At 58.3% G+C, this 25,447-nt stretch carries 18 protein-coding genes; 7 read left to right on the plus strand and 11 right to left on the minus strand.

The window, feature by feature from the left end; translation table 11 throughout:
- Position 1 precedes the first annotated feature (1 nt).
- From VGK14_RS03150 to VGK14_RS03160, 3 genes are all read left to right on the plus strand, one after another.
- Positions 2–1,465 (plus strand): glutamate synthase subunit beta, encoded by a 1,464-nt coding sequence (locus VGK14_RS03150; RefSeq protein WP_331507471.1) that lies wholly within the window; start codon positions 2–4, stop codon positions 1,463–1,465.
- Positions 1,466–1,553: 88 nt separating this feature from the next.
- The gene (hemE, locus tag VGK14_RS03155; protein WP_331507472.1) at positions 1,554–2,618 is read left to right on the plus strand and encodes a uroporphyrinogen decarboxylase; all 1,065 of its coding nucleotides are present in this window, start codon (positions 1,554–1,556) and stop codon (positions 2,616–2,618) included.
- Positions 2,619–2,732: 114 nt separating this feature from the next.
- Positions 2,733–2,984, plus strand: coding sequence for a DUF1902 domain-containing protein (locus VGK14_RS03160; protein WP_331507473.1), 252 nt, complete (start codon positions 2,733–2,735; stop codon positions 2,982–2,984).
- 664 nt (positions 2,985–3,648) lie between these two features.
- On the opposite strand, the gene VGK14_RS03165 is transcribed toward VGK14_RS03160, so the two are convergent.
- From VGK14_RS03165 to VGK14_RS03185, 5 genes are read right to left on the minus strand one after another with little or no spacing between them, the layout of a single operon-like run.
- Positions 3,649–4,161: a hypothetical protein gene (locus VGK14_RS03165; protein WP_331507474.1), complete on the minus strand. Its 513-nt coding sequence runs from the start codon at positions 4,159–4,161 to the stop codon at positions 3,649–3,651.
- A gap of 30 nt (positions 4,162–4,191) precedes the next feature.
- Positions 4,192–5,688, minus strand: coding sequence for an ATP-binding protein (locus tag VGK14_RS03170; RefSeq protein WP_331507475.1), 1,497 nt, complete (start codon positions 5,686–5,688; stop codon positions 4,192–4,194).
- Entirely contained in the window at positions 5,672–9,025 is a 3,354-nt protein-coding gene (locus tag VGK14_RS03175) for an Eco57I restriction-modification methylase domain-containing protein (RefSeq protein ID WP_331507476.1), read from the minus strand. The genes VGK14_RS03170 and VGK14_RS03175 overlap by 17 nt, the downstream gene beginning before the upstream one ends.
- A gap of 4 nt (positions 9,026–9,029) precedes the next feature.
- Positions 9,030–12,395 (minus strand): helicase-related protein, encoded by a 3,366-nt coding sequence (locus tag VGK14_RS03180; RefSeq protein WP_331507477.1) that lies wholly within the window; start codon positions 12,393–12,395, stop codon positions 9,030–9,032.
- Between the two features lie 52 nt (positions 12,396–12,447).
- The gene (locus VGK14_RS03185) at positions 12,448–14,643 is read right to left on the minus strand and encodes a primosomal protein N' (RefSeq protein WP_331507478.1); all 2,196 of its coding nucleotides are present in this window, start codon (positions 14,641–14,643) and stop codon (positions 12,448–12,450) included.
- A gap of 92 nt (positions 14,644–14,735) precedes the next feature.
- On the opposite strand from VGK14_RS03185, the gene argS reads away from it, so the two are divergent.
- From argS to VGK14_RS03205, 4 genes are read left to right on the plus strand one after another with little or no spacing between them, the layout of a single operon-like run.
- Positions 14,736–16,394, plus strand: a complete 1,659-nt coding sequence (gene argS / locus VGK14_RS03190; RefSeq protein ID WP_331507479.1) for an arginine--tRNA ligase — start codon at positions 14,736–14,738, stop codon at positions 16,392–16,394.
- Positions 16,394–17,026, plus strand: a complete 633-nt coding sequence (locus VGK14_RS03195; protein WP_331507480.1) for an SPOR domain-containing protein — start codon at positions 16,394–16,396, stop codon at positions 17,024–17,026. Before argS ends, VGK14_RS03195 begins: the two co-directional genes overlap by 1 nt.
- A gap of 13 nt (positions 17,027–17,039) precedes the next feature.
- The gene (locus tag VGK14_RS03200; protein WP_331507481.1) at positions 17,040–17,672 is read left to right on the plus strand and encodes a thiol:disulfide interchange protein DsbA/DsbL; all 633 of its coding nucleotides are present in this window, start codon (positions 17,040–17,042) and stop codon (positions 17,670–17,672) included.
- Positions 17,672–18,478 carry an SDR family oxidoreductase gene (locus VGK14_RS03205; RefSeq protein WP_331507482.1) on the plus strand — a complete coding sequence of 269 codons (807 nt, stop codon included), beginning with the start codon at positions 17,672–17,674 and terminating at the stop codon, positions 18,476–18,478. The genes VGK14_RS03200 and VGK14_RS03205 overlap by 1 nt, the downstream gene beginning before the upstream one ends.
- A 46-nt stretch (positions 18,479–18,524) precedes the next feature.
- Here VGK14_RS03205 and VGK14_RS03210 read toward each other — a convergent pair whose 3' ends face one another.
- The 6 genes from VGK14_RS03210 to atpG form a co-directional block, all read right to left on the minus strand.
- Positions 18,525–19,298, minus strand: a complete 774-nt coding sequence (locus VGK14_RS03210; protein ID WP_331507483.1) for a ParA family protein — start codon at positions 19,296–19,298, stop codon at positions 18,525–18,527.
- A gap of 10 nt (positions 19,299–19,308) precedes the next feature.
- Positions 19,309–21,138 carry a glutamine--fructose-6-phosphate transaminase (isomerizing) gene (glmS, locus tag VGK14_RS03215; protein ID WP_331507484.1) on the minus strand — a complete coding sequence of 610 codons (1,830 nt, stop codon included), beginning with the start codon at positions 21,136–21,138 and terminating at the stop codon, positions 19,309–19,311.
- 71 nt (positions 21,139–21,209) lie between these two features.
- Complete coding sequence (gene glmU / locus VGK14_RS03220) at positions 21,210–22,592, minus strand: bifunctional UDP-N-acetylglucosamine diphosphorylase/glucosamine-1-phosphate N-acetyltransferase GlmU (RefSeq protein WP_414691697.1); 1,383 nt, start codon at positions 22,590–22,592, stop codon at positions 21,210–21,212.
- Positions 22,593–22,656: 64 nt separating this feature from the next.
- Positions 22,657–23,082 carry a F0F1 ATP synthase subunit epsilon gene (locus VGK14_RS03225; protein ID WP_331507485.1) on the minus strand — a complete coding sequence of 142 codons (426 nt, stop codon included), beginning with the start codon at positions 23,080–23,082 and terminating at the stop codon, positions 22,657–22,659.
- 21 nt (positions 23,083–23,103) lie between these two features.
- Positions 23,104–24,504, minus strand: a complete 1,401-nt coding sequence (atpD, locus tag VGK14_RS03230; protein ID WP_331507486.1) for a F0F1 ATP synthase subunit beta — start codon at positions 24,502–24,504, stop codon at positions 23,104–23,106.
- A 71-nt stretch (positions 24,505–24,575) separates the two neighbouring features.
- A complete protein-coding gene (gene atpG, locus VGK14_RS03235; RefSeq protein ID WP_331507487.1) occupies positions 24,576–25,439 on the minus strand; it encodes a F0F1 ATP synthase subunit gamma in 864 nt (287 codons plus the stop codon).
- Positions 25,440–25,447 lie beyond the last annotated feature (8 nt).

A 25,447-nucleotide genomic window follows, 5' to 3' on the forward strand; every position in this document is an offset into this window, starting at 1 on the left:
AATGGGGAAGCCCACCGGATTTTTAGAATATCAGCGCCTGTCCGAAGCCAACCGGCCGGTCGCCGAGCGGGTACACAACTACAAGGAATTCGTGCTTCACCTCTCCGACGATGAAGCCAAGGTCCAGGGCGCACGCTGCATGGACTGCGGTATCCCGTTCTGCATGAGCGGCTGCCCGGTCAATAACATCATCCCGGACTGGAACGACCTGGTTTACAGGCAGGACTGGCAGCATGCCATTGCCGTGCTGCATTCGACCAACAACTTCCCGGAATTTACCGGCCGCATCTGCCCGGCGCCGTGCGAAGCCGCCTGTACGCTCAATATCAACAACGACCCAGTCGGCATCAAGTCGATCGAGCATGCGATCATCGACAAGGCCTGGGAGAACGACTGGGTGGTGCCGCAGCCGCCGACGCACAAGACCGGCAAGAAAGTCGCCGTGGCCGGTTCCGGCCCCGCCGGCATGGCAGCCGCGCAGCAGCTGGCACGTGCCGGCCACGACGTGGTGGTGTTCGAGAAGAACGACCGCATCGGCGGCCTGATGCGCTACGGCATTCCCGATTTCAAATTCGAAAAGCATCACATCGACCGCCGCATCGAGCAGATGCAGGCGGAAGGCGTGGAATTCCGCACCGGTGTCTGGGTAGGCAAGGAATTGCCGGGCGCAGGCATCATTAATGACGCCAAGCAAACCGTGACGCCTGAGCAGCTGCTCAAGGAGTTCGATGCCGTGGTCCTGTCCGGCGGTGCCGAACAGCCGCGCGACCTGGCGGTGCCCGGGCGCGAACTCAACGGCATCCATTTCGCGCTGGAGTTCCTGATCCCGCAGAACAAGGCGGTAGCCGGCGACGGCCCCAACCCGATCAGTGCGGCAGGCAAGCATGTGGTGGTGATCGGCGGCGGCGATACCGGTTCCGACTGTGTCGGCACCTCCAACCGCCACGGCGCGGCGTCGATCTCCCAGTTCGAAATCATGCCGCAGCCGCCGGAACAGGAAAACCGTCCGCTGACCTGGCCTAACTGGCCGATCAAGCTGAGGACTTCCAGTTCGCATGAAGAGGGCTGCGAGCGCGACTGGGCGGTGGTGACCAAGCGTTTCGAGGGCGAAAACGGCCAGGTGAGGAAACTGATCGCCGCCCGCGTCGAATGGAAAGACGGCCAGATGCACGAGATTCCCGGCTCGGAATTCGACATGCAGGCCGACCTGGTGCTGCTGGCGATGGGCTTTACCCACCCTGTGGTCAAGATACTGGAAGCCTTCGGCGTGGAAAAGGACGCACGCGGCAATGCCAAGGCCGCCACCGACGGCGCGCATTCCTACGCGACTTCGGTACCCAAGGTATTCGCCGCCGGCGACGTGCGCCGCGGCCAGTCGCTGGTGGTGTGGGCTATACGCGAAGGCCGCCAGTGCGCCAGGGCAGTGGACGAATTCCTGATGGGCAGCAGCACCTTGCCCCGTTAAATCTTAATCAACCGCCGATGAGCGCAGACAAAACCGGGAATTCATCGGCGTTTATCTGCGCTCATCGGCGTTCATCGGCGGTTAATAAATGGTCAACTTAAAAAACGACACCTTCCTGCGCGCGCTGTTGCGCCAGCCCACCGATTACACCCCGGTCTGGATGATGCGCCAGGCCGGTCGCTACCTGCCGGAGTACAACGAAACGCGCAAGCGCGCCGGCAGTTTCTTAAGTCTGTGCAAAAGCCCGGATTACGCCACCGAGGTCACGCTGCAGCCGCTGGCCAGGTTCCCGCTGGATGCCGCCATCCTGTTCTCGGATATCCTCACGATACCGGATGCGATGGGCCTGGGCCTGTATTTCGCCGAGGGCGAAGGCCCCAAGTTCGAGCGCCCGCTGCGCGACGAATGGGAAATCCGCGACCTCACCGTGCCCGACCCGATGAACCATTTGCGCTACGTGATCGACGCCGTCAGCCAGATCCGCCATGCGCTGGACGGCAGCGTGCCGCTGATCGGCTTCTCCGGCAGCCCGTGGACGCTGGCCACCTACATGGTGGAAGGCCAGGGCGGCACCGATTTCCTCATCATCAAGAAAATGGCCTACGAGCGGCCGGACCTGCTGCACCACATCCTGGACGTGACCACGCAAGCGGTAATCGCTTACCTCAATGCCCAGATCGAAGCCGGCGCCCAGGCGGTGATGATTTTCGATTCATGGGGCGGGGCGCTGTCGCATGCCGCCTATCGCGAGTTTTCGTTGGCCTATATGGAACGCATCGTCGCCGGCCTGACCAAGCAGCGCGAAGGCCGCCGCGTACCCAGCGTCGTCTTCACCAAGGGTGGCGGGCTATGGCTGGAAGCACAAGCCGACATCGGCGCCGATGCGCTCGGGCTGGACTGGACCATCGATATCGGCGCAGCCAGGAAGCGCGTGGGTGACAAGGTCGCGCTGCAGGGCAACCTCGACCCCGCCATTCTGCTTTCCACCCCGCAGGCGATCGAACGTGAAGTCGCCAATATCCTGGCCAGCCATGGCAAGGGCAGCGGCCATGTGTTTAACCTCGGGCATGGCATTACGCAATTCACCCCGCCAGAAAACGCCGGAGTGATGATCGAAGCGGTGCATAATCTCAGCCGCCAGTACCATGTTTAAGCTTGGCAGACTACCAATTACTAAACTTGCTATTGCATCCAAATTCAATTAGGTTAGACTCTAAGAAAATAAAGCAGTCAAAATAGCTTCCGATATAGCTGATAGACTTTATGAATGGGGTTTGAAATGAGAAAAATCACAGTCGTCGCTGACTGGGATGATGAAGCTGGGGTATGGGTAGCATCGAGCGATGATGTACCAGGTCTTATTACTGAGGCAGACACTACAGAGTTGCTTCTTGCAAAGCTTATCAATATGATCCCAGAGCTCCTGGAAGAAAACGGCCTTCCAGATGGAGACATTCCATTTAAGCTAGTTACAGAACGCGAAGCGATCGCACACGCGCCTCTGCGCGTAAATGAATAACTTTAGTGACGCGGTCAAGGATATATTGATCGAGCATAAGTGCTATTTTAAGCGTAACGGCAAAGGCGACCATGAAATATGGTTTAGTCCAATAACTAATAAAAGTTTTCCAGTAGACCACACCATTAAATCAAGACACACGGCAAACGGCATAATGAAACAAGCTGGATTGCCAAAAGCATTCTAAATTATCTACCCGCCGAGGCGGGTTTTTATTTTTACCCGTGTATTATCATCCGGTCATGCACGGGCATTTCAAACTGAGACACTACCCGCGTTTCAGTGAAACCTAATCTGCAAAGAGCAGGTTAGGTCGGGGCTAAATGCCACCCAGCCGACAGTACGATAGCTAATCGCCGCGTCCACTACTAATACCCTGTCACGCCAGGCAAAACGCGTCGTGATAATAACGGTTTTGTTATCTTATTGAATTTTTGTGGTTTTCAAGAATTTCTGAGTTTATTATCTGGAGCGAAAGATAATAAACTAGCGGATATGCCTGATTGCATCGGTCAAAGAGAACACCCTTTCATATAAACTTGTTGGCGGTCATTCCATTTATCCAATGTGATAAAAACCCATTGATATAAAACATATTTTCATGATTTTCCGTTTTTGGATGTGATAAAACTGCAAGCAAACATCTCGTATTTGCGACTCTGCTTCAAGCTCCCGCCAAATACTCTACTGGATACCCGTCCTGCCGCCATTGCGCAGCACACACAGCCAAACTTCCACCAGACGAATCTTCGGCAATAACAATCTTCGACGCATGGCGCGCCGCCCAATGATTGCGTTGCATCGCCACCTCGGTTGTCAGACGTTGCGTATAGTCAGTAATGCTAACGACAGCCAGGTTACCAGCCTCGATAGCTGTCCGCCATTTAGCCGGTAGTTTTGCTGTCTGTAATTTGCGGGCAATCACAACCACCACGGGCGCTTGCGCTGCGAGCATGACCTCCAGAACCGACTGTTCCAGCGGAGAATGAAAACCACCGATCAGCGGGGTTTTGATGCTTGCCTGTTGCACTGACCAATCCATGGCTGCGCGTATGGCGCGTCCAGAACAGCGACGGGAAGCAAAAAACGCCGTCAGGGGTAGCTCCAGATATGTTGCATTGCCGACGCCTGAAACCACCCCATCTTTTTGCCAGGATGATAATAAACTGTTTTTCATCTGACTGATTTATAATGATAAATATCAGTTTTAAAGTTTATTATCATTAGCCTCTGATAATAAACTCTGCTGATCTGGCGGCTGTGTCGGCTTGGTGTAAGCCATATTGCGCTTGGCACGGTCTGGAAGTGGCACCAAGACCCCTTGATCGACCCAAGCTTTGAGCATTCTTGAGGCCGACAGGGTATGTACGCCAGCAATCTGGCACAGATCAGCATTGGCAATCGCTCCGTGGGTATCAATCCAATGGCTCACCTCATCCCACACTGTGGGGCGCTCCAGATTCAGCAGTGTCACGGTCACGCTCTCTATCGCAGTCTCGGTATTCTGGCGATATTGCGGCGGATAGAGCTTTGCCTGGGCCATTTCGGCAAACATCATCTTCACGCCCTCGCCCGCATCAATGTTAGGTGCAACAGGAAATTCGCGCAGATTTTGCGCAATCAGCGGATTACGCGCCTTCGAGCCGGCCTTATCAACATTGGCAGGCGTGATGTTGCCCGGAAACACTCCCGGACTTTCCACCTCGATGCGATCATCGAACAGGCGAATGAAAATATCGCGGTTCAATCGATAGTCGCGGTGGACGACTGCATTGACGATGGCCTCTTTTACAACCCGTTCTGGGTATAGATGCTTGGTTTTGAAGCCGCTGCTGGAGAGTATCAGCCCTTGTGCAAGTTCATCCAGCACGATCTTCACCGCGGTATCGATCTGCTCGATTACCGGGCCACGAATCGCCTTGGGGGCCTTGCGCAGGTTGGGCGTAGCCCCCGGCACGGCCTGCTTGCCGTCATACACCATCAAGCGAATATCGGCGCGCGAACCTTGGGCCGCCAGCAAACTGCCCGGCTCATCGGCGAATAACAGCACGGCCGCGCGGGTGGGCTGAACTTCATGCCCCACCTTCGATGCCAGGCCGATCTTCTGTAACTGTTCTGCGAAGCTGCCGCTCCTCAATCCGCGTGCCGCGACAAAACTGCGCCAAGTGTCGGTCTCCAACAATTCCAGCGGAACTGGAACCAACTCGCTTTCTGCACTGCGCAGCCCGCGCCGATACGAAAGCTCGGTAATCTCCGCTGCCGCCATATTTCTGTTGCCCGCATCCAGCCGCGTCCAGGTGCCATCATCCACGATGGAATGTACCTTGTCGCTCTTGACGGTACGCACCAGCACCACATGGCCCGCCTTGCTGTCGCGCATGGTGCAAGGCAACCGGGTGAAACTGATAAACTCTATCGGCGGGTTAAACTGCGTGCGGACTTTGCGGGTTAGTTCGTCCAGCGCTTCGGGGTTTTCCTCGACGCCATAAAGCCGGGCGGCACCCCTCTCCTGTTTTTCATCCGCCACCCCCAGGGCCAGAATGCCGCCCTCGGTATTGGCGAATGCGCAGATGGTTTCCAGCGCCTTGCCCACCATCTTGCCGGAAACACGTTTGAAATCGAGAGTGCGGCTCTCGTGGGCGGCGAGCATGGCCGCAATGCGCGGCACGGCTTGGGCGGGTGTGAAGTCAATCATCGGCATCATCCTCGGCGCCGTTCAGCCCCATGCGATATTTGATGTCGTAGTTGATGATGTAGTCGAGTTGTTCGTTGGACAGCCCAAATAGCTTACTTAGGGCTTGATCGGCGGTGTTAACTTGATCATGCGCAGATTTTCCATTTATTTCGTCGTATTCAATCAAGTGGCCTTGCTTTGTACGAATAGTTCTAGGCTTCGCTGACGATGAAAGGGTCTTGTCAATGACGGTGGAAATCGCATTCCAATCTGTATTAGCCCATTGTAGTGGCAATGGAAAAGTTTGAATCAAAGAGTCGTTGATGTGCTCGCAGTCGGCAAGTGTGGAGTAATACCAATAAAAAAGGGATGAATTGAGAAGGCAATTCACAAATCCAGTTGCTTGCTCATTTGCAAGGCTAAGGATTCGTCCGTGGGGCTGCTCAACAGTCTCACCATTCCTAATAAACCTTGGAGAAAATGCACTGGCCTTTGCCCAATAACGACAAGCTTCCTGATAGTAAACGCGGCCCTTTGGATCCTTGCTTACCAAGGAAGCGATGACATTCGCCCCTTCTAACCGAGATAACAGATTTGCTGCAATATCAGAATCGACTTTAGCCACCCGGAACCCAAATCGTCGATCGGCATGTGAGTAAAGCTTTATTACCTCTAAAGCTGTACTGCGTTCTTCTGTGTAAAAACGTCGAACTGACGAGGACACGAAACTAGATTTTTTGTTTGGAAGTGAAATCCAGATAGCCGTGGGCATTTCGACGCCCTCGAAAACCGATGCTGGCCGACGGGGGAATGGCAGAATAAATGCATGCGCATCTTTTGCCATCAAGTTTTGCATTGCGGTCATCCGCTCAGAACTCATAGATGTAAGCTGAACAATCAGCCCAACCGGCGCGTCACTTCCGATTAGACGCTTTGAGCGCTCCGCCACCAGTGCGTAAAGGTTCTTGGTAGCTTCGCAAGCATACTGATTTGGCAAGCAGCTATATGGCACATCCTTGCTTGGAAAAACAACATACGGCGGATTCCCAATCACCACATCAAACCCGCCCGCCGCCATGATGGGATAGAAATCCACATACCAGTGAAACGGCTTGTGGCTGGTTTTCCACGCCGCAAACTGTTTGCCGTTGTTGGGATCTTTGCCATATTCGCGGCACAGGTGGGTGTTCAGCGTTTCTTCCAGTTCGTGCAACTGATCGCCCAAATCTCTTTTGTCTTCTACCGTGACATGCCCGCCGCGCTGCACCTGTTGTATCTGGAAGTTGTTATAAGCTTGTTCCACAGCAACCAACTTGGTTTTGATCTTGCCCCAAGTGTCATCGAAATCGAATTTGCCTTGCGTCACAGCCTGTTCGGTTTCTTTTTCGCTGGCGTAGCCTACCAGCGTATTCCCGGCGCGAATGTTGAAATCGATGTCCGGCAGCGGCTCTATGGCGTCGCCCGGCTCCAGCAGCGCCACCAGTTTGAGGAACAGGCGTAGCTTGGCGATTTCGGTGGCTTGCGTTTCGATGTCTACGCCGTACAGGTTGTGCACGATGATGTGTTTGGTGATGGCGTAGTCGCGCACCCTGTCCACGGCGGCCGCATGAAAGCGTTCGACGATTTCTTCGATGTTAGCTAAAGCCCCCTCTCCCCCGGCCCCTCTCCCGCTTGCGGGCGAGGGGGATATGTCGGCATCGAGCAGTGTGCCGCTCATGGCAGTGAGGCAGGCTTGATATAGTGGTTTGAGGATTTGCAACGCCGCGAACAGGAACGCGCCTGAGCCGCAGGTTGGATCGAGCACACTCATGCCGTGGCGGAATTTTTCGTGACTCTTTCTCGGCAGCCTGCCCGCCAGCACCACCCAGAAAGCACGCAGCAAAGCCGGATCAGTGCAGCGCTCGATCACATCCTGCGCAAACTGGCGGATATTGAGGTTGTAGGTAATGAGGTCGGCCACACTGTTGATTTCGCCCGCTTGCAGCTTGGCGAGGATTTCACGGGTACGGTTATGGCGGGCGATGGTTTCGCGCCAGATTTCGGTGGGCAGGCCGTGGCTGGGGGCCGCGGTTTTGTTCCAGGGTTTGCGGCGCTCCAGCAGATCGGGCGCTTGGGTGTCCAGACCGTTGGCGATTTCGGCTGGGTATAACCCCTCACCCCGGCCCTCTCCCGCAAGGGGAGAGGGAGGTAAGCCGTGGAGCATGGCGGGGTAGACATACCGGCGCGGGTCTTCCTGCAACAGCGGCCAGGCATGAGCATCGAACGCAGCAGTGTGTTCGGCACGTACTTTTTCGAACAGGCTGGGGATGATGGTATTTTTGCCGATGTATTCGGTAATGTCTTCCTTGGTGTAGTAGGCCCCCATCTGCTTTTGGTTGACGAACTTCTCGAAGATGTAGCCGAGAACATCGGGGTTGATTTCCTTGCCGGAAGCCAGTGGGCGCTCGTCGAGGTGCCAATCCCATTCGTCGAAAAACGCGAATAGCGAACTGAATGCAGTATCGGGAATATCGATGGCCTCGCCGTATTCGCGTTCCAGTTCGTGCTCGGCAAACAGGCCGCCGTTGAGGTAGGGCACTTTGCCGAATTCGGCTTCGATGGCAGCGCGGTTGGCCTCGGTACGTTCTTCGGCAAAGCCGCGAAAGAATAAGGGGCTGAGAAAGCTCTTGTAAAAGCTGACGCCGGGATTAGCGGCAAGATGGGTATCGAGCCGGTTACGCAGATAGCGTTTGTCACCGTTCAGAAAAAACTTTTCCTGCAAGAACCACAGGAACATCAGGCGGTCTACGACAACCGTTGTGTACCAGCGCTGATGGTCATCCGACGGAATGCCCTCAATGAATTTCTGAAACGCATCGCGCTGGGTCTGGAAGACCTTGTAAAACTTCTTGGTAACGTTGTCGCGGTCGAATCCGCCGCGCAGGCGTTCGGCCACACCGAATACGGTAAGGCCTTCTTCTTCATCCAGATCGAAGGTAATGGCCTTGAGTTTTTGCTCCAGCAGTTCGGTCGATTGCCCGGCTTGCCATTTGACTTCACGGTATTGGGTTGGGCGGCCTGTGGCGCGGGAAACCCATTGCCATATCTGCCGGGTTTGCTCGGCATCGGTAAAGATGATGAGATGCTCGCGCGCATCCGCCGTGACTTTGCGTTCAATTTTCTGGCGGATGGCGTACGGGGGAATTGCACCATCGCCGCCGGGTAAGCATTGCAGTATCTGGATGCCGCGTTTCTGGGCAATGGGCCGCAGGGAATAAATTTCACTTCCCACTTCTTTTTCCAAGCCGACCCGCAGTGCATCCCACCCCAACTGGTTGAATAACTCGACAAACTGGAATGACTGCAATTGTTGGGCGATTTTGCTCATGTTTTTATTTTCCAATCAGCCCCATTGAGCAAACAATCTTGGGTTCGCGTTGGGCATTTTCTTCTTCGGTATAGGTCAACTGGCCTTCTTCGCGCAGCGATTTGACGGCATCGGCTAGTTGCTCGTCGTTGACCCCGCCGCGCATCAGGCGATTGAGGGTGTCGGCGGCAGATTCCAGTAGCGGGCGTGAATAGATGTCATCCAGCGCTCGTTCCAGTTCGTCATCGGCAAACAGGGAGCCGCGCAGGCTGCGGGCGTATTCCTTGAGCCGGTCGTAGCACTTGCGGCGCGGGCTGGAGGGGCGTCCAAGGCTGCCGCCGATGGCCTTGTCCTGGGCTACCGCTAGTTGAAGCCCGGCTGCCACCAACTCATGGTGGTGCTCTTCACGCTCCATTGCGGGTTCATCCGGCTTGCATTCGGCGGCACGCAGAATGGTAAATTGCGATTCCGTCACTGCCCGGCCTTGGACATTCACCCAAGCCAGATGATCATTGCCTTCGGGCGATTTGACATACACCAGCGTACCGGGCTGGGCATCCGCCACGAGGTTCTGGATGGTGGGGTTGTATGCCTTGGCGGAATAGATGACATGTGGCAGGGATTCAATCTCCCGCGCCAGTGCCGGATCATTCTCAGTGGCGGTTTTCCAGATTTGCCAGGCGTAGGAGGCTAAATCGACTTCGTCATCCTTGTCGTCCAGCGCGCCGGTGCTTTGGCTGGAGAGCTTGCGCAGGGCTTCGGCATCTTCATCTTCAAAAAAAGATTCGTCGGTGCCGACCACTTCGGCGTTTTCATACAGGCGCTGGTTAATGCGGGAACGGAGCTGTATCAGGCGCTCGACGCCATCGGCGGGGAGGAAGGAGTAGCACAGAATATCCTCAGCCTGCTGTCCGATGCGGTCTACACGCCCGGCACGCTGGATGAGGCGGATGATGGCCCAAGGCAGGTCAAAATTAACCACGATAGCAGCATCCTGCAGGTTCTGGCCTTCGGATAACACATCGGTACAAATCAGCACGCGTAGTTGTTCGTCCTTCTTGATTTGCGCATCGTTGGATTGCGGCGAAAAACGGCAGGCGACGGCGTAAGGATCGGCGGATGCACCGGTGACCACGGCCAGATGCCCCAGCTGATGCTGTTGCAGGCTGCGCCCCAGATAACGCGCAGTATCGGCAAACTGGGTGAACACCAGCACTTTTTCCTTGGGATGCGTCTGTTTGAGCAGGCGGAGCAATTCGGCGAGTTTTTTATCCTGGGAGGGTTGCCAGATGCCGTAACCATTGATGAGATCAGACAGTGCGTTGATGTCCTGCGCCAGGTGGTCGCGCAAGTCTTGTCTGAACAGTTTGGAGCTTACCCATTTGAAGCGTTTGGCGTAAATCTCGGAATACTGCTTGTAGATAGTCTCGGCCTGACTGGTGGTTTCATCTTCGGCCTCCTCGGTGATGCCGTCGAGCAAGTCTTCCTGCTCCATCTTCAAGCCTTCGGCATCTTCGTCAAAGCGGTCAGCATCGAGAATGCCCGCATCAAGGGTGCCAATGGGAATGGCCAGCCCGTGATCGATGGCGTAGAGATACACCTGATTGCGCAGGATATGCCGCTCGATGGATTGTAGAAAAGAGAAGCCGCTGGATTCGAGCCGCTTGAACAGGTTGGTGCGACAAAAGCCGATCAGCCGTTTGCCCGCCTTGCCCAGGTCATCCATCTGCTTGCGCTCGGCAGGCGTGGCGGCTTTGAGTGCCACCAGATTGCCGTAGCTGCCCAATCCGTAGCGCGAAAGGTGCAGGCGGTTGATGACGTCCACCACCTCCACCGAATACAGCTTGGCATACTGGTCGCCAGGGTCGTTTTCATCCACGGCAAACTTGAGCGAAACGGGTTTGCGATTGGGAAAGTAGCGTTTTTCTCCATTGCGTAGTTCAAGGTAACGACGGCCTTTATCATCCGGCTGGGCATAGTGCTGAAGGATGAAGCTGCGGGTGCGGCGCACCATGTACAGGCGGATCAATTCACGCCAATCATCCAGTTCTGTGCTTTTTTCCATGGCGAGGATGGAATGCGGCGGACATTGGTACTGGCGTTCAAACTGCGCGTCAGTCATATCCTTAAGCCGCATGAAATGTTCTGGCCGCACGCCAATGTTCTGCTTTTCTTCCACAAACAACCGCAACTGGGCGGAAAGATCGGTCAGGGTTTTGTTGTATGGCGTGGCAGTGAGCAGGATGACCTTGGCATCGCATTCCTTGACGTAATCTGCAATCGCCTTGTACCGGCGGCCTTCGCGGTTGCGCAGGTTGTGGCTTTCGTCAATTAGCACCAGCCGATAGCGCTTGAGGTCTTTGAGGCCGCGGGTTTTGTGAGTAACTTCAGTCAGCGACAGCACTTTGCCGCGCAAGCCATATTGTTCGCGGTACTTTTCCCACATCGGTACAAGATTCTTGGGGCAGATGATGAGAGTCTCGAAGTTGAGATCATCTTCTACCATGCGTGCCAGAGCGGTTGCCATCATGGTTTTGCCCAGCCCTACCACGTCGCCGATGATGACACCGCCCCGGCGGTGCAAGTGGCGCGCGGCAATCTTGACGGCGGCTTTCTGGAACTCAAACAGTTCTTCTTCAAACCTGACAGGCAGCCTGAATTGGCTCAAACCGGCACGCGCCTCCACGCTCAGGTGGTAGGCCATATTTAGGTAGATGTGATACGGCGGCACCAGCGTCTCGCGCGCCCAACTGGTTTCGATGACCCCGGCCAACTCCGCCGAAATATCCAGGCACCAGCGGTCGCACCAGCGGTCGTCAAACCATGCGCTGAGCTTGTTGGCGGCATCGTGATCCAGCACGTCGACATTCAACTCGCCCTGCTTGAAGAGGCCGGAAAATGTGAGATTGCTGCTGCCTACGAAGCCGGTGACCGGGTTGTTGGCGTCTTCACGGAACAGCAGGTAGAGCTTGGCGTGGAGTGGGTAAGGCAGAAACAATCTGACTTGTACCTTGCCCTCGCGCAATTGTCTGGCGAGCCGTTGCAGGCCTTTTTCATCGGCAGAAGTCGGCAGGCCAAATGTGATCTGTTCGCGAAGTTGTGCCGCAAACTTGTGCTTGATGTCGCTGGCGCGGGCGTTGTCGATCAGATCGTCGGAGTCGGCAAGCTGGTAAAGCGCTTTGACTTCATCCTGCGGGGGACGTTGCATGCCGATCAGCACACGGCAGACCTGACCGGCATCGCCCCGCCAATTCTCAATCAGATCGTCAATCGCCCGCCAGCCACGCAGGTTAAAGTAACCAATACAAAAGTCTGCTCGTTGTGAAGCTGTGAGAGTAGCGCGAAGAGCATCCAGCAGACGCTGGTCAATGTTGTCGAATATTCTTGGCATGGGGTCGTAATTTACGCGATTTGCAAACTCGATGCCATCATCTTGTGCAGCATCAAACCTCCAGCGGATCGACCTCCACACTCCACCTGAGCTTGCCTGCCAGCTTATGTTTGGCAAGCAGCGGTACCCAGCTCTGCAAAAAGCCCTGCAAAGCCGCCCGGCTTTCGGCCTGTATCAATAAATGTGCGCGTTCCATGCCCTTGAGGCGGGCAAGGGCGGGGCGGACGGGGTCGTAGACGGTGACGCTGTGCGCGAAATTGTGAGCTTGATCGACAGCATCGTTCAAAAAGTCACGCACCGGCTCGAAATGATTAGCCTCGGCGTGCAGCAGCGCCTGGAAACAATAGGGTGGAAAGCCCGCCATCTGCCGCTCATTGAGTAGTGTGGCGGCAAATTCGGCATAGTCGTGGCGCCTGAGCGCGTGGAATAGCGCGTGGTCCGGAAAAGCAGTCTGGATCAGCACCTGGCCGGGCTTGTCGGCACGGCCGGCGCGGCCCGCCACCTGCATCAGCTGCGCGAACAGGCGTTCGGCGGCGCGGAAGTCCGGGCTGAACAGCGCGCTGTCGGTATCCACCACGCCCACCAGCGTGAGATTGGGGAAATCGTGGCCCTTGGCCAGCATTTGCGTGCCGACCAGGATGTCCACGCGCTGGCCGTGCACTTCCGTCATCATGCCTTCCAGCGCGCCTTTGCGCCGGGTGCTGTCGCGGTCGACGCGCAGGATACGGGCTTCAGGGAACAGCTCGGCCAGCGTGGCCTCCAGCCGCTGGGTGCCCTGGCCTGCGGGGTGCAGGTCGGGATTGCCGCAGCTTGGGCATTGCAGCGGCATGCGTTCCTCGTGCCCGCAGTGGTGGCATTTGAGACGACGCTGGCGCAGATGCACCACCAGCCGGCTGCTGCAGCGGTGGCAGGGCGCTACCCAGGCACAGGCCGAACACAACAATACCGGTGAGTAACCGCGACGGTTGATGAATAACAAACTCTGTTCACCACGTTCCAGCCGCTCGCGCAGCGCATTGATCAGCGCCGGGGTGAGGCCGTCGCGCAGCAGCGGGGTCTTGGCGTCGAGACAGACGATGTCCGGCAATTGCGCCTGCGCCACCGCGCGCTGCGTGAGCGTCAGCAGCCGGTAGCGGCCGGCCTGGGCGTTGTGCCAGGTCTCCAGCGCCGGCGTGGCGGAGCCCAGCACCACGGGAATGCCCGCCTGCTTGGCGCGCATCACGGCCACATCGCGCGCCGAATAGCGCATGCCGTCCTGCTGCTTGTATGAGGCGTCGTGCTCCTCGTCGACCACGATCAGCTTCAGATGCGGGATCGGCGTGAATACCGACAGCCTGGTGCCGATGACGATGCGGGCGCGCCCGGATTCGGCCAGTCGCCAGTTGCGCAGCCGCTCGCCATCGCTCATCTGGCTGTGCAGCGCCACTATCGTCTCGCCGGGAAAACGGGCGCGGAAGCGGCCTTCCAGCTGCGGCGTGAGGTTGATTTCCGGCACCAGCACCAGCACCTGGGCGTTTTGTTGCTGCAGCGCTGCTTGCAGCAGGCGCATATAGACCTCAGTCTTGCCGCTGCCGGTAATGCCGTACAACAGCCACACGCCAAAACCGTCCAGCTGCGCCCCGATGGCGTCCACGGCGGCCTGCTGGTCGGCATTGAGCGTCGGCGGCGGGACGGGCTGGAACGGGACGGGCGGGGGCAGGGGGGCATCCAGTTGCACCGCCTCGACCCAGCCCTTGGCCCGCAATACTTTGAACGCGCCGCGCCAGCCTGCCGCCAGTTGCGCCAGCGCCGCCTGGTCCAGCGCCTCGGCCTGCGCCAGCGCCAGCCACAATTTCCGTTGCAGCAGCGCCTGTTTGGGCAAGGCATCAATGCCGACATGGCGGCCGCTATCGGTCAGCCGATAGCCGATCTGTATTTCCGGCAAAGCCGGCTTGACGTCGCGCAGCCGGCCCGGCAGCACCGACATCACCGCCTGCCCCACGGGATAGTGGTAATACTCCGCACAAAATCTGGCCAGCCGCATGGTTTCTACGGAGAGTGTGGGCTCACCATCGAATACAGCCAGCACCGGCTTCAGGCGCTCCTGCGCCATCTGCGACTGCTCTGGTTTCTCCAGCACGATGCCGGCGATCTGGCGCCGGCCGAACGGCACCAGCACGCGGCTGCCGACCTCGGCATGCCTGCCGCCGTCGAGATAGTCGAATAGCGTCGCCAACGGGACGTCCAGCGCCACGCGCAAAATACTCATAGGGTTGTCATCAAAAGGATAGGCCCGGGCGTTATAGCAATGCAGCGAGTGCAGGAAAACGTTAAAATACCGCTTTTTATATAAAACCCATCTTGAGAACGCATCTTACCGAATTGCTGGCCCAAGCGGCAAAAGCTGTCGCGCCCAGTCTGCAAGACGTCTCCATCCTCATCGAGCGCCCCAAAACCGCCCAGCACGGCGATTTCGCCACCAATCTGGCGCTGACGCTGGCCAAGCCGCTGCGCCAGAACCCGCGGGCGATCGCCGAGGCGTTGCTCAAGGCGCTGCCGCCTTCATCTTATATCGCCAGGACGGAAATCGCCGGCGCCGGTTTCATCAATTTCTTCATGGCGACGGACGCCATGACCGCGGTGGTACGGCAGATATTCGCCGAGGGCGAGCAATACGGCCGTAGCGCCACCGGCAAGGGCCACAAGGCGATGGTCGAGTTCGTTTCCGCCAACCCCACCGGCCCGCTGCATATCGGCCACGGGCGCGGTGCGGCGGTAGGCGACTGCCTGTGCCGCCTGCTCGCCGCAACCGGCTTGGATGTCACCCGCGAATTCTATTACAACGATGCCGGGGCGCAGATCGACAATCTGACGCTATCCGTGCAATTGCGCTGCAAGGGCCTCACGCCGGAAGACCCGGCGTGGCCGGAAGACGGCTATCGCGGCGATTACATCATCGACGTAGCCAATGCCTACATGGCAAAAGCAAAAATTGACGCCGAGGATCAACACGTCATCGGCGCCGGTGATCCCGAGGATACCGCTGCGATCCGTCATTTTGCCGTGGCTTACCTGCGCCGCGAGCAAGATCTCGACCTGCGCGCGTTCGGCGTGCGCTTCGACGTGTTCTCGCTGGAGTCCGCGCTCTACACCGACGGCAAGGTGGAGCGGACGGTACGGAAACTCGTTGCCAGCGGCCACACCTACGAGCAGGACGATGCACTGTGGCTGCGGTCGACGGACTTCGGCGACGACAAGGACCGCGTGATGAAGAAGCGCGAGGGCGGTTATACCTATTTTGTACCCGACGTGGCCTATCACGTCGACAAATGGAACCGCGGCTTCGAGCGCGTCATCAACGAACAGGGCGCCGATCACCATAGCACGATCACCCGCGTGCGTGCCGGGCTGCAGGCGCTCGGCATCGGCATTCCCCAGGGCTGGCCGGACTACGTGCTGCACCAGATGGTGACGGTGATGCGCGGCGGCGAAGAAGTAAAAATTTCCAAACGCGCCGGCAGCTACGTCACGCTGCGCGACCTCATCGACGAAGTCGGCTGCGATGCCACGCGCTATTTTCTGGCCGCGCGCCGTGCCGATTCGCAACTGGTGTTCGACATCGACCTGGCGCGTGCCCAGACCAACGACAACCCGGTGTACTACATCCAGTACGCCCATGCCCGCATTTGCAGCGTAATGGAACAATGGGGCGGCAATATCGACATGCTCCGGCATGCCGATCTCAGTCCGCTGACTACAGAACACGAACAGGCATTGCTGCAACGCCTGTCGGAATTTCCCGAAGTAGTGGAAAATGCGGCACGGGAACTCGCGCCTCACGTGGTGGCTTATTATCTCAAGGATCTTGCCGGTGATCTGCACAGCTATTACAACGCCCAGCAGTTCCTAGTAGCAAATGAATCATTGAAACTCGCACGCCTGGCTTTAATTCTGGCCACACGCCAGGTGCTGCGTTCCGGCCTCGATCTGCTTGGCGTTACCGCGCCGGAGAAAATGTAATGAGCAAAGACTATAAACCAGCCCCCAAAACCAAATCCGCCGGAAACAGCCATCCGTTTTTTTCCGGGCTGCTGATCGGCTTGCTGCTCGGCATCGGGGCTTCGGTAGGCGTTGCGGTTTTCGTCAAGCACGGCGGCAGCGCATTCCAGGAAAAAGCTCATCCTGCGCCGGATATCGCCACAAGCGAAAAGCCGACGAATAAGGAAACCAAGCAGGCGACGATACAACCTTCCGCAAATACCACCCAAGCCGCCCAACCAAAGAAGGAAGACCGCTTCACTTTTTACGGCATCCTGACCGGCTCCGAATCGCCGGTCACCGAACAGGAGGTGAAGCAGGCCACCCAGCAGCAGCCGCAAGGCGCAGACAAACCTGCAGACGAAAACTATTTCCTGCAGGTAGGCGCGTTCCAGACCGAGCAGGAAGCCGACAATGCCAAGGCCAAGCTGGCACTGATCGGGCTCGAAGCCGTGGTGCAGACCGCCAACATCCCCGACAAGGGCGTGCTGCATCGCGTGCGTGTCGGCCCGCTGGCCAATCTCGACGAGATCAACAAGGCGCGCGCGGAGCTCGCGCGCAACGGATTCAATGCCGACCTGATCAAGATTCACAACACTGTCCCCGACCAATAGCAAAGGAATTTACATGAAATCGTTCATCGCCGCCTTTCTGATGTTGCTGGCTACCACTGCCTGCGCGGAGCCCCAGCCGGGCATCGACTTTATGCAGACGCAGCAGGCCATCCCCACCGACAACCCCGCCAAGATCGAGATCGTGGAGCTGTTCTGGTATGGCTGCCCGCATTGCTACCAGCTGGAACCCACGCTTGCGGTCTGGGTGAAGAAACTGCCCAAGGATGTCGAATTCAAGCGCGTACCCGGCATCGCGCGCCCCGATTGGGCGCCGATGGCCAAGGCCTATTACGCGATGGAAATGCTGGGCGTCGCCGAGAAACTGCATGTCGCATTGTTCGATGCCGTGCATAAGCAACGCGCGCTCAGGCCCGACAACGATGCCGCGATTATCGACTGGATCACCAAGCAAGGCGGCCTCGACCGCAAAAAGGTGGAAGAAACCTACAACTCGTTCTCGGTCAACACCAAAGTGATGCGTGCAGCACAGATGTTCCGCGCTTCCGGCGCGACCGGCGTGCCGTCGCTGATCGTCGAAGGCCGCTACCTCACCTCCAGCACTTTGGCCGGCGGCAACGAGGAAGCGCTCAAGGTGGTGGAGTACCTGATCGACCGCGTGCGCCAGGAAAAAACCCAGAAACGCTAATGCGCGTTCAGCCATTTCCTTCCGAACCCGCCCTGGCCCGGCGGGTTTTTATTACCGGCGCCTCCAGCGGCATCGGCGCCGCACTGGCCCGCCACTATGGAGTTAAAGGCGCGCAGCTCGGCCTCGCCGGACGCGACCGCGCGCGGCTCGATGCGGTGGTGGCCGGCCTCGATTGCGATTGCAGCGCCTATATTCTGGATGTGCGCGACGCCGCTGCCTTGCAGCAGGCGGCGCAGGATTTCATCGATAAGTACGGACCACCCGATCTCGTCATCGCCAACGCCGGCGTCAGTCGCGGGACTCTCACCGAACACGCTGAAGATCTGGCCGCGTTCCGCGCCATCCTGGACACCAACGTGCTGGGGCTGGTCCATACCTTTCAGCCGTTCATCAAAGCCATGAAAGAGCGGGGTGGAGGCGCCCTGGCCGGCATCGCCAGCGTCGCCGGTTTGCGCGGACTGCCCGGCGCCGGCGCCTATAGCGCCTCCAAGGCCGCCGCGATCGCCTACCTGGAAGCGCTGCGCGTGGAGTTGGCCAGCTCCGGCATCGGCGTCATCACCATTTGCCCCGGCTACATCAAAACGCCGATGACGGATGTGAATCCTTATCCGATGCCCTTCCTGATGGACGCAGACATCGCCGCCGCCAAAATGGCACATGCCATTGAAAAGAAACGCCGCTACGTTATCCTGCCTTGGCAGATGGCGCTGGTAGGGCGGCTGATGAAACTGCTGCCTGCGCCGCTATGGGACCGGGCGATGAAAAAGGCTCCGCACAAGCCGCGTCCGGATTGGGATTGGCTGTGATCCGGTTTTGCCGGGCGGGTGGATATGCAGCCTGGAATAATGGCGTTTAAGCCGGATTGAAAAACCCGCTACCGATCAATTCTTCCGCCAGCGCGTTGTAATCCTTGGCCCCCTGGCCATGCGGTGCGAAGGTAAACACGTCGCGCCCGTGCACCGGGCTTTCCGCCAGGCTGACGGTTTCGGCGATGCGCGTCTCGCACAAATCCTTGCCGTAGTGTTCGCGCAGCTTGTCGTAGATGTCATATGACAGCCTCCGCCGCGAATCGAAGCGCGTGACCACGATGCGGCGGTCGATACGTTTGCCGAGCGGCTTCTCCAGTACGCGCAGCGCGGCGTCCAGCCGGTTGACGCCCTGCATCGACAGATAATCGGCCGACACCGGGATCAGCAGGCGCTGCGCGGCAAATACCGCATTCAGCGACAATACGCCCAGCATCGGCGAGCAGTCGATCACCACCGGAATCATTTCGTCCGGCAGCAGTTCCTGCGTCAAGCCGCGTTTTAACTGGCTGGTGATGTTGGGGTTGCGCCCGTACAGAGAATCGACCTTGAACAACTCCATGTGCGCCGGAATGATGTGCGCGCCGCTGGGCAGTTCGCGCATCAGTTGCGACAGCGGCTTGTTTTCGCTGTAGAAAGCATAGACGGTGTCGGAACTGGGCAGGGACTTGATGCCGCAGGATAGCGTCAGGTGCGACTGAGGGTCGAGGTCTATGCCCAGCGGGAATCGCCCGCGCTGCGCCAGTGCAGCGAGAAGATTGAGGCTGGTGGTGGTCTTGCCGACCCCGCCCTTCTGGTTGAACACTGCGACAACTGACATTGGGCCGGCCCTATTCTACGGTGACTGATTTTGCCAGATTACGCGGCTTATCCACATCGGTGCCGCGAATCAGTGCGGTGTGGTAAGCCAGCAACTGTACGGGAATGGCGTGCACCACCGGCGACAACACGCCTACGTGGCGCGGGGTGCGGATCACGTGTATGCCTTGTTGCTCGCCGAAATGGCTGTCGAGATCGGCGAACACGAACAGCTCGCCTCCACGGGCATGCACTTCCTGCATATTGGATTTCACTTTTTCCAGCAGCGCATCGTTAGGGGCGATCACCACCACCGGCATCTCCTGGTCCACCAATGCCAAGGGGCCGTGTTTCAACTCGCCGGCGGGATAGGCTTCGGCGTGGATATAAGAGGTTTCCTTCAGCTTCAGCGCGCCTTCCAGCGCAATCGGGTAATGCACGCCGCGCCCCAGGAACAGCGCGTGCGACTTCTCGGCAAAGCGCTCCGCCCACAGCTGGATTTGCGGTTCCAGGTTCAGTGCATGCTGCACGCTGCCCGGCAGATGGCGCAGCGCGTCCAGGTATTCCGCTTCTTTCGCAACGTCGATACGGCCGCGCAGCTTGGCGATAACGACGCACAGGATGAACAGTGCGACCAGTTGCGTGGTGAACGCCTTGGTCGACGCCACGCCTATCTCGGCGCCGGCCCGCGTGTAGAACACCATGCGGCTGGCACGAGGGATCGCGCTTTCGCGTACATTGCAGATCGACAGCGTGGCTTGTTGGCCCAGCGCTACCGCGTACTTGAGTGCTTCCATCGTATCCAGCGTTTCGCCGGACTGTGATAGCGTCACCACCAGGTATTTGGGATTGGTTGCCACTTCGCGGTAGCGATATTCGCTGGCTATCTCGACATTGGCGGGGATACCGGCGATGGATTCCAGCCAGTAGCGCGCAACCATCGCCGCGTAGTAGCTGGTGCCGCAAGCCAGTATCTGGATGCCTTCGATATCCTTCAGGATCTGTTCTGCATTCGAGCCGAACGCGGCCGGAGAAAAGCCTTCCTCGATCACCTGATCGATGGTGTCCGAGATGGCTTTGGGCTGCTCGTGAATTTCCTTCTGCATGAAATGGCTGTATGGGCCGAGCTCCAGCGAAGCAATCGACACATCCGACAAATGTACCTCCCGCTCCGCCGCCTCGCCGTTGTGATCGACGATACGCAGGCCGTCGCGTTGCAGCTCGGCGATATCGCCTTCTTCCAGGAAGATCACGCGCCGCGTCGCAGCGAGCAGCGCGGAAACGTCGGAAGCCACGTAGTGCGCGCCTTCTCCCAACCCGATCAGCAGCGGACAGCCCATCCTGGCGCACACCAGGCGCTCCGGCTGGTCCGCCGCCATCACCGCGATCGCATAGGCGCCCTGCAGCTGGCTCAACGCTTGGCCGACCGCTTTGAATAAATCGCGCGATTGCAGGTAATGATAATGCACCAGGTGGGCGATGACTTCGGTATCGGTCTGCGATTCGAATGCATAGCCCAGTGCCTGCAGCCGGGCGCGTTCCCTGTCATGGTTTTCGATGATGCCGTTGTGCACCACGGCGATCAGGTCGCCCGATACATGCGGATGGGCATTGGGTTCGGTAACGCCGCCATGCGTGGCCCAACGGGTATGGCCGATGCCGAGATGCGCAGACAGGTGCGCTTCGCCGATAGCGCGTTCCATTTCCGCTACGCGGCCGATCTTGCGCACACGGCGGATGCCGCCGTCCATCAGTACCGCCACCCCGGCTGAATCATAGCCGCGATATTCCAGCCTTTTCAGTCCATCAACAAGAATTGGAACGACATCGTTCCCTGCAATAGCACCGACAATTCCGCACATGGTTATAACCCGCCGAGTAATGAAAAATGAATGATGTAAGCTGTCTGCAGCATATTACCCGCCGCCATCTTTCATTTGCCTTTCACTGTTTTTGCCGGCCTTTTCCAGCCGGAAATAGTGACCTGTCTGCCGCGCGATAGCGTGAGCTGGTCCGCCGGCGCATTTTTGGTGATCGTCGACCCGGCGCCGACGGTCGCGCGGGCTCCCACCGTCACCGGCGCAACCAGTTGCGTATCGGAGCCGATGAAGGCGCCGTCTTCGATTACCGTGCGATGTTTGTTGATCCCATCGTAATTACAGGTGATGGTACCGGCGCCGATATTGACGTCCTTGCCTATCGTGCTGTCGCCTATATAACTCAGGTGATTGATCTTGCTGGCGCTATCGACCACGCTATTCTTGATTTCGACGAAATTGCCGATATGTGCATGTGCGCCGATTTCGGTGCCTGGCCGGATGCGGGCATAAGGTCCAATGCGGCATTCCGGCCCTATCTTCGCTTCGTCGATATGGCTGAACGGGGCGATCCGTGTTCCCGCGGCAATGGTCGAGTTGCGGATTACGCAATGCGCGCCTACGCACACGTCTGCCTCCAGCGTGACCTTGCCCTCGAATACACAATTGACGTCGATCGCCACATCGCGGCCGCAGTGCAGTTCTCCACGCACGTCCAGGCGCGCCGGATCGGCCAATGTGATGCCTGCGTTCAGCAGTCTCTCGGCCTGGCGGGTTTGATAGATACGCTCCGCCTGGGCAAGATCCGCCTTGCTATTGATGCCCAAAGCTTCATGCTCGTGTCTGACCTGCACGCTGGATACCGGGATGCCGTCCGCTACCGCCATGCCGACGATATCGGTCAGATAGTATTCGCGCTGCCGGTTATCGTTGGTCAGGCGCGCCAGCCACCCGGACAGCAGTGCGACCGGCATCGCCATAATGCCAGTGTTCACTTCGCGTACGCGGCGCTGTTCTTCGCTGGCATCCTTGTGCTCCACTATTGCGTTCACCGTGCGATCCGCATTGCGAATAACGCGCCCATAGCCGGTCGGATCGTATTTCTCCATCGTCAGCAGCGCCAGCTGCCCTTGAGCTGCCCGATCGAATACCGCCTGACAGGTGCTTACCTCGACCAGCGGCACATCACCCAGCAACACCAGCGCCACGGCATCGTCCTGCAGATGCGGAAGCGCTTGCTGCATTGCATGTCCGGTGCCGTTCTGTTCCTCCTGCCGGGCCCAGGCGATACCTTCCGGTTCTATGCTGTTGGGCACGATTTCTCCGCCATAACCGTATACCACGCACACTTTGGATGGAGCCAGCTTGCGGGCGGTAGACAGCACATGACGGAGCAGGGGTTGCCCGGCGAGCGGGTGCAGTACCTTGGGTAAATCCGAATGCATGCGTGTGCCCTTGCCGGCAGCAAGGATCACGATATTGAGCTGTTTGATGGACATGAGCTAAGTATAAAACAAAAAAGGCAGCCGCTGGCTGCCTTTGAAAAGTTCATAACCAACTGAATTAGTGACTTTTCTTGCGAAGTTTCTCGATAGTCGCAATCTGCGCGACCGCTTCCGCCAACTCAGCCTGCGCACGTGCATAGTCGATCTCGGACGATTTGTTGCGCATCGCCTCTTCCGCGGCAGCCTTGGCTTCCAGCGCCTTGGCTTCGTCGATATCGTGACCGCGCATCGCCACATCGGCCAGCACGGTCACTACCCCCGGTTGAATCTCAAGCATCCCGCCGGAGACGAAAAACACTTCTTCCTCCACCTGGTCCGGCAGCTTGAGGCGAATCGCACCGGACTTGATGCGGGTGATTAGCGGTGCGTGGCGCGGATAAATGCCGAGTTCGCCCATCACCCCCGGTGCGGCCACAAATTCGGCCAGCCCGGAGAAGATCGACTTTTCAGCACTTACCACGTCTACATGGATCGTCATTGCCATAATCTTCCTATCCCTCTGCTATTACAGGGTCTTGGCTTTTTCGACGGCTTCATCGATGCCGCCCACCATGTAGAACGCCTGTTCAGGCAGATGGTCATAGTCGCCGTTGACGATGCCCTTGAAGCCCTTGATGGTCTCCTTGAGCGGAACGTACTTGCCGGGAGAGCCAGTGAACACTTCGGCCACGAAGAACGGCTGCGATAGGAAGCGCTGGATTTTACGCGCGCGCGCCACGGCCAGCTTGTCTTCGGGAGACAGTTCGTCCATGCCCAGAATCGCGATAATGTCGCGCAATTCCTTGTAACGCTGCAACGTAGTCTGCACGGCGCGGGCGACGTTGTAGTGCTCTTCGCCCACCACCAGCGGATCGAGCTGGCGCGAAGTGGAGTCGAGCGGGTCAACGGCAGGGTAGATGCCCAGCGAAGCGATATCGCGCGACAGCACCACGGTGGAGTCCAGGTGCAGGAAGGTGGTTGCCGGGGACGGGTCGGTCAAGTCGTCCGCAGGCACGTACACGGCCTGGATCGAGGTAATCGAGCCCACCTTGGTGGAGGTGATGCGCTCCTGCAGGCGGCCCATTTCTTCGGCCAGCGTCGGCTGGTAGCCCACCGCGGAAGGCATGCGGCCCAGCAGCGCGGACACTTCGGTACCGGCCAGGGTATAACGGTAGATGTTATCGACGAAGAACAGGATGTCGCGGCCCTCGTCGCGGAACTTCTCGGCCATGGTCAGGCCGGACAGCGCCACGCGCAGACGGTTGCCCGGCGGCTCGTTCATCTGGCCGAACACCATCGCCACCTTGTCCAGAACGTTGGAGTCCTTCATTTCGTGGTAGAAGTCGTTGCCCTCGCGGGTACGCTCGCCCACGCCGGCGAACACCGATAGACCGGCATGCTGTTTGGCGATGTTGTTGATCAACTCCATCATGTTCACGGTCTTGCCTACGCCGGCGCCGCCGAACAGGCCGACCTTGCCGCCCTTGGCGAACGGGCAGACCAGGTCGATAACTTTAATACCCGTTTCCAGCAGGTCCACGGAAGGGGAAAGCTCGTCGAATTTGGGTGCAGCCTGGTGAATGGAGCGTCTTTCCTCGCACTCTACCGGACCTGCGTCGTCGATCGGGCGGCCCAGCACATCCATGATGCGGCCGAGCGTGCCGTGACCCACCGGGACGCTGATCTGGTTACCGGTGTTTTTTACCGCCATGCCGCGGCGCAGGCCGTCGGAGGAACCCATGGCAATGGTCCGCACCACGCCGTCGCCCAGCTGCTGCTGCACTTCCAGCGTGAGGCCGGCTTCGGCAAAGCTGCCGGTGCTGTCCGTATCGAGAACCAGCGCGTCATATACCTTGGGCATCGCTTCGCGCGGGAACTCTACGTCGACCACCGCGCCAATACACTGAACAATTTTTCCAGAACTCATGTTGATTTCCCGTCTATCTTGAATTTCGTTTGCACGCTTAATTCGTTAACTCGCGCATTGCCGCGACACCGTTAAACGGCGGCTGCGCCCCCGACAATCTCGGAAATTTCCTTGGTGATCGCAGCCTGGCGCGCCTTGTTGTAGACCAGCTTCAGTTCGCCGATCACATTCTTCGCGTTATCGGAAGCCGCCTTCATCGCCACCATCCGCGAGCTCTGCTCGGAAGCCATGTTTTCCGCCACGGAATGGAACACCAGCGATTCGATGTAGCGGATCATCAACTCGTTGATGATTTCCTTGGCGTCCGGCTCGTAGATGTAATCCCAGTAGCCTTCGGCGCTGCCCAGCGTGTCGCCGGACAACGGCAACAACTGCTCAATCACGGGCTCCTGCTTCATGGTATTGATGAAGCGGGTATAGCAGACGTAGAGCTTATCGATTTCGCCGGCGATATAGGCATCCAGCATCACCTTGACCGGTCCGATCAGCTTGTCCATATGCGGCGCATCGCCCAGCCCCGTAACCTGCGAGCGCACATCGCCGCCCACACGCGTCATGAAGCCCAGGCCCTTGTTGCCAACCACGCATACCGATACCTGCTTGCCTTCCGCTTCCCACTCGCGCATCTTGTTGAGCGAAAGACGCAACACATTGGTGTTGAGCCCGCCGCACAAGCCCTTGTCGGAAGTGATCACGATCATGCCGACGTTCTTGACGGTTTCGCGTGCCACCAGGAAAGCATGCTTGTATTCCGGATGCGCATGCGACAAGTGCGCTGCGACATTGCGTATTTTTTCGGCATAGGGGCGGGCGGCGCGCATCCGTTCCTGCGCCTTGCGCATTTTGGATGCCGCCACCATCTCCATGGCCTTGGTGATCTTGCGCGTGTTTTCCACGCTCTTGATCTTGGTTCGAATTTCCTTGCTGCCAGCCATTCGGGCCT

Origin of the sequence: Novimethylophilus sp. (assembly GCF_036504375.1) — a bacterium.
In the GTDB taxonomy this organism is placed as follows: Bacteria; Pseudomonadota; Gammaproteobacteria; order Burkholderiales; family Methylophilaceae; genus Novimethylophilus.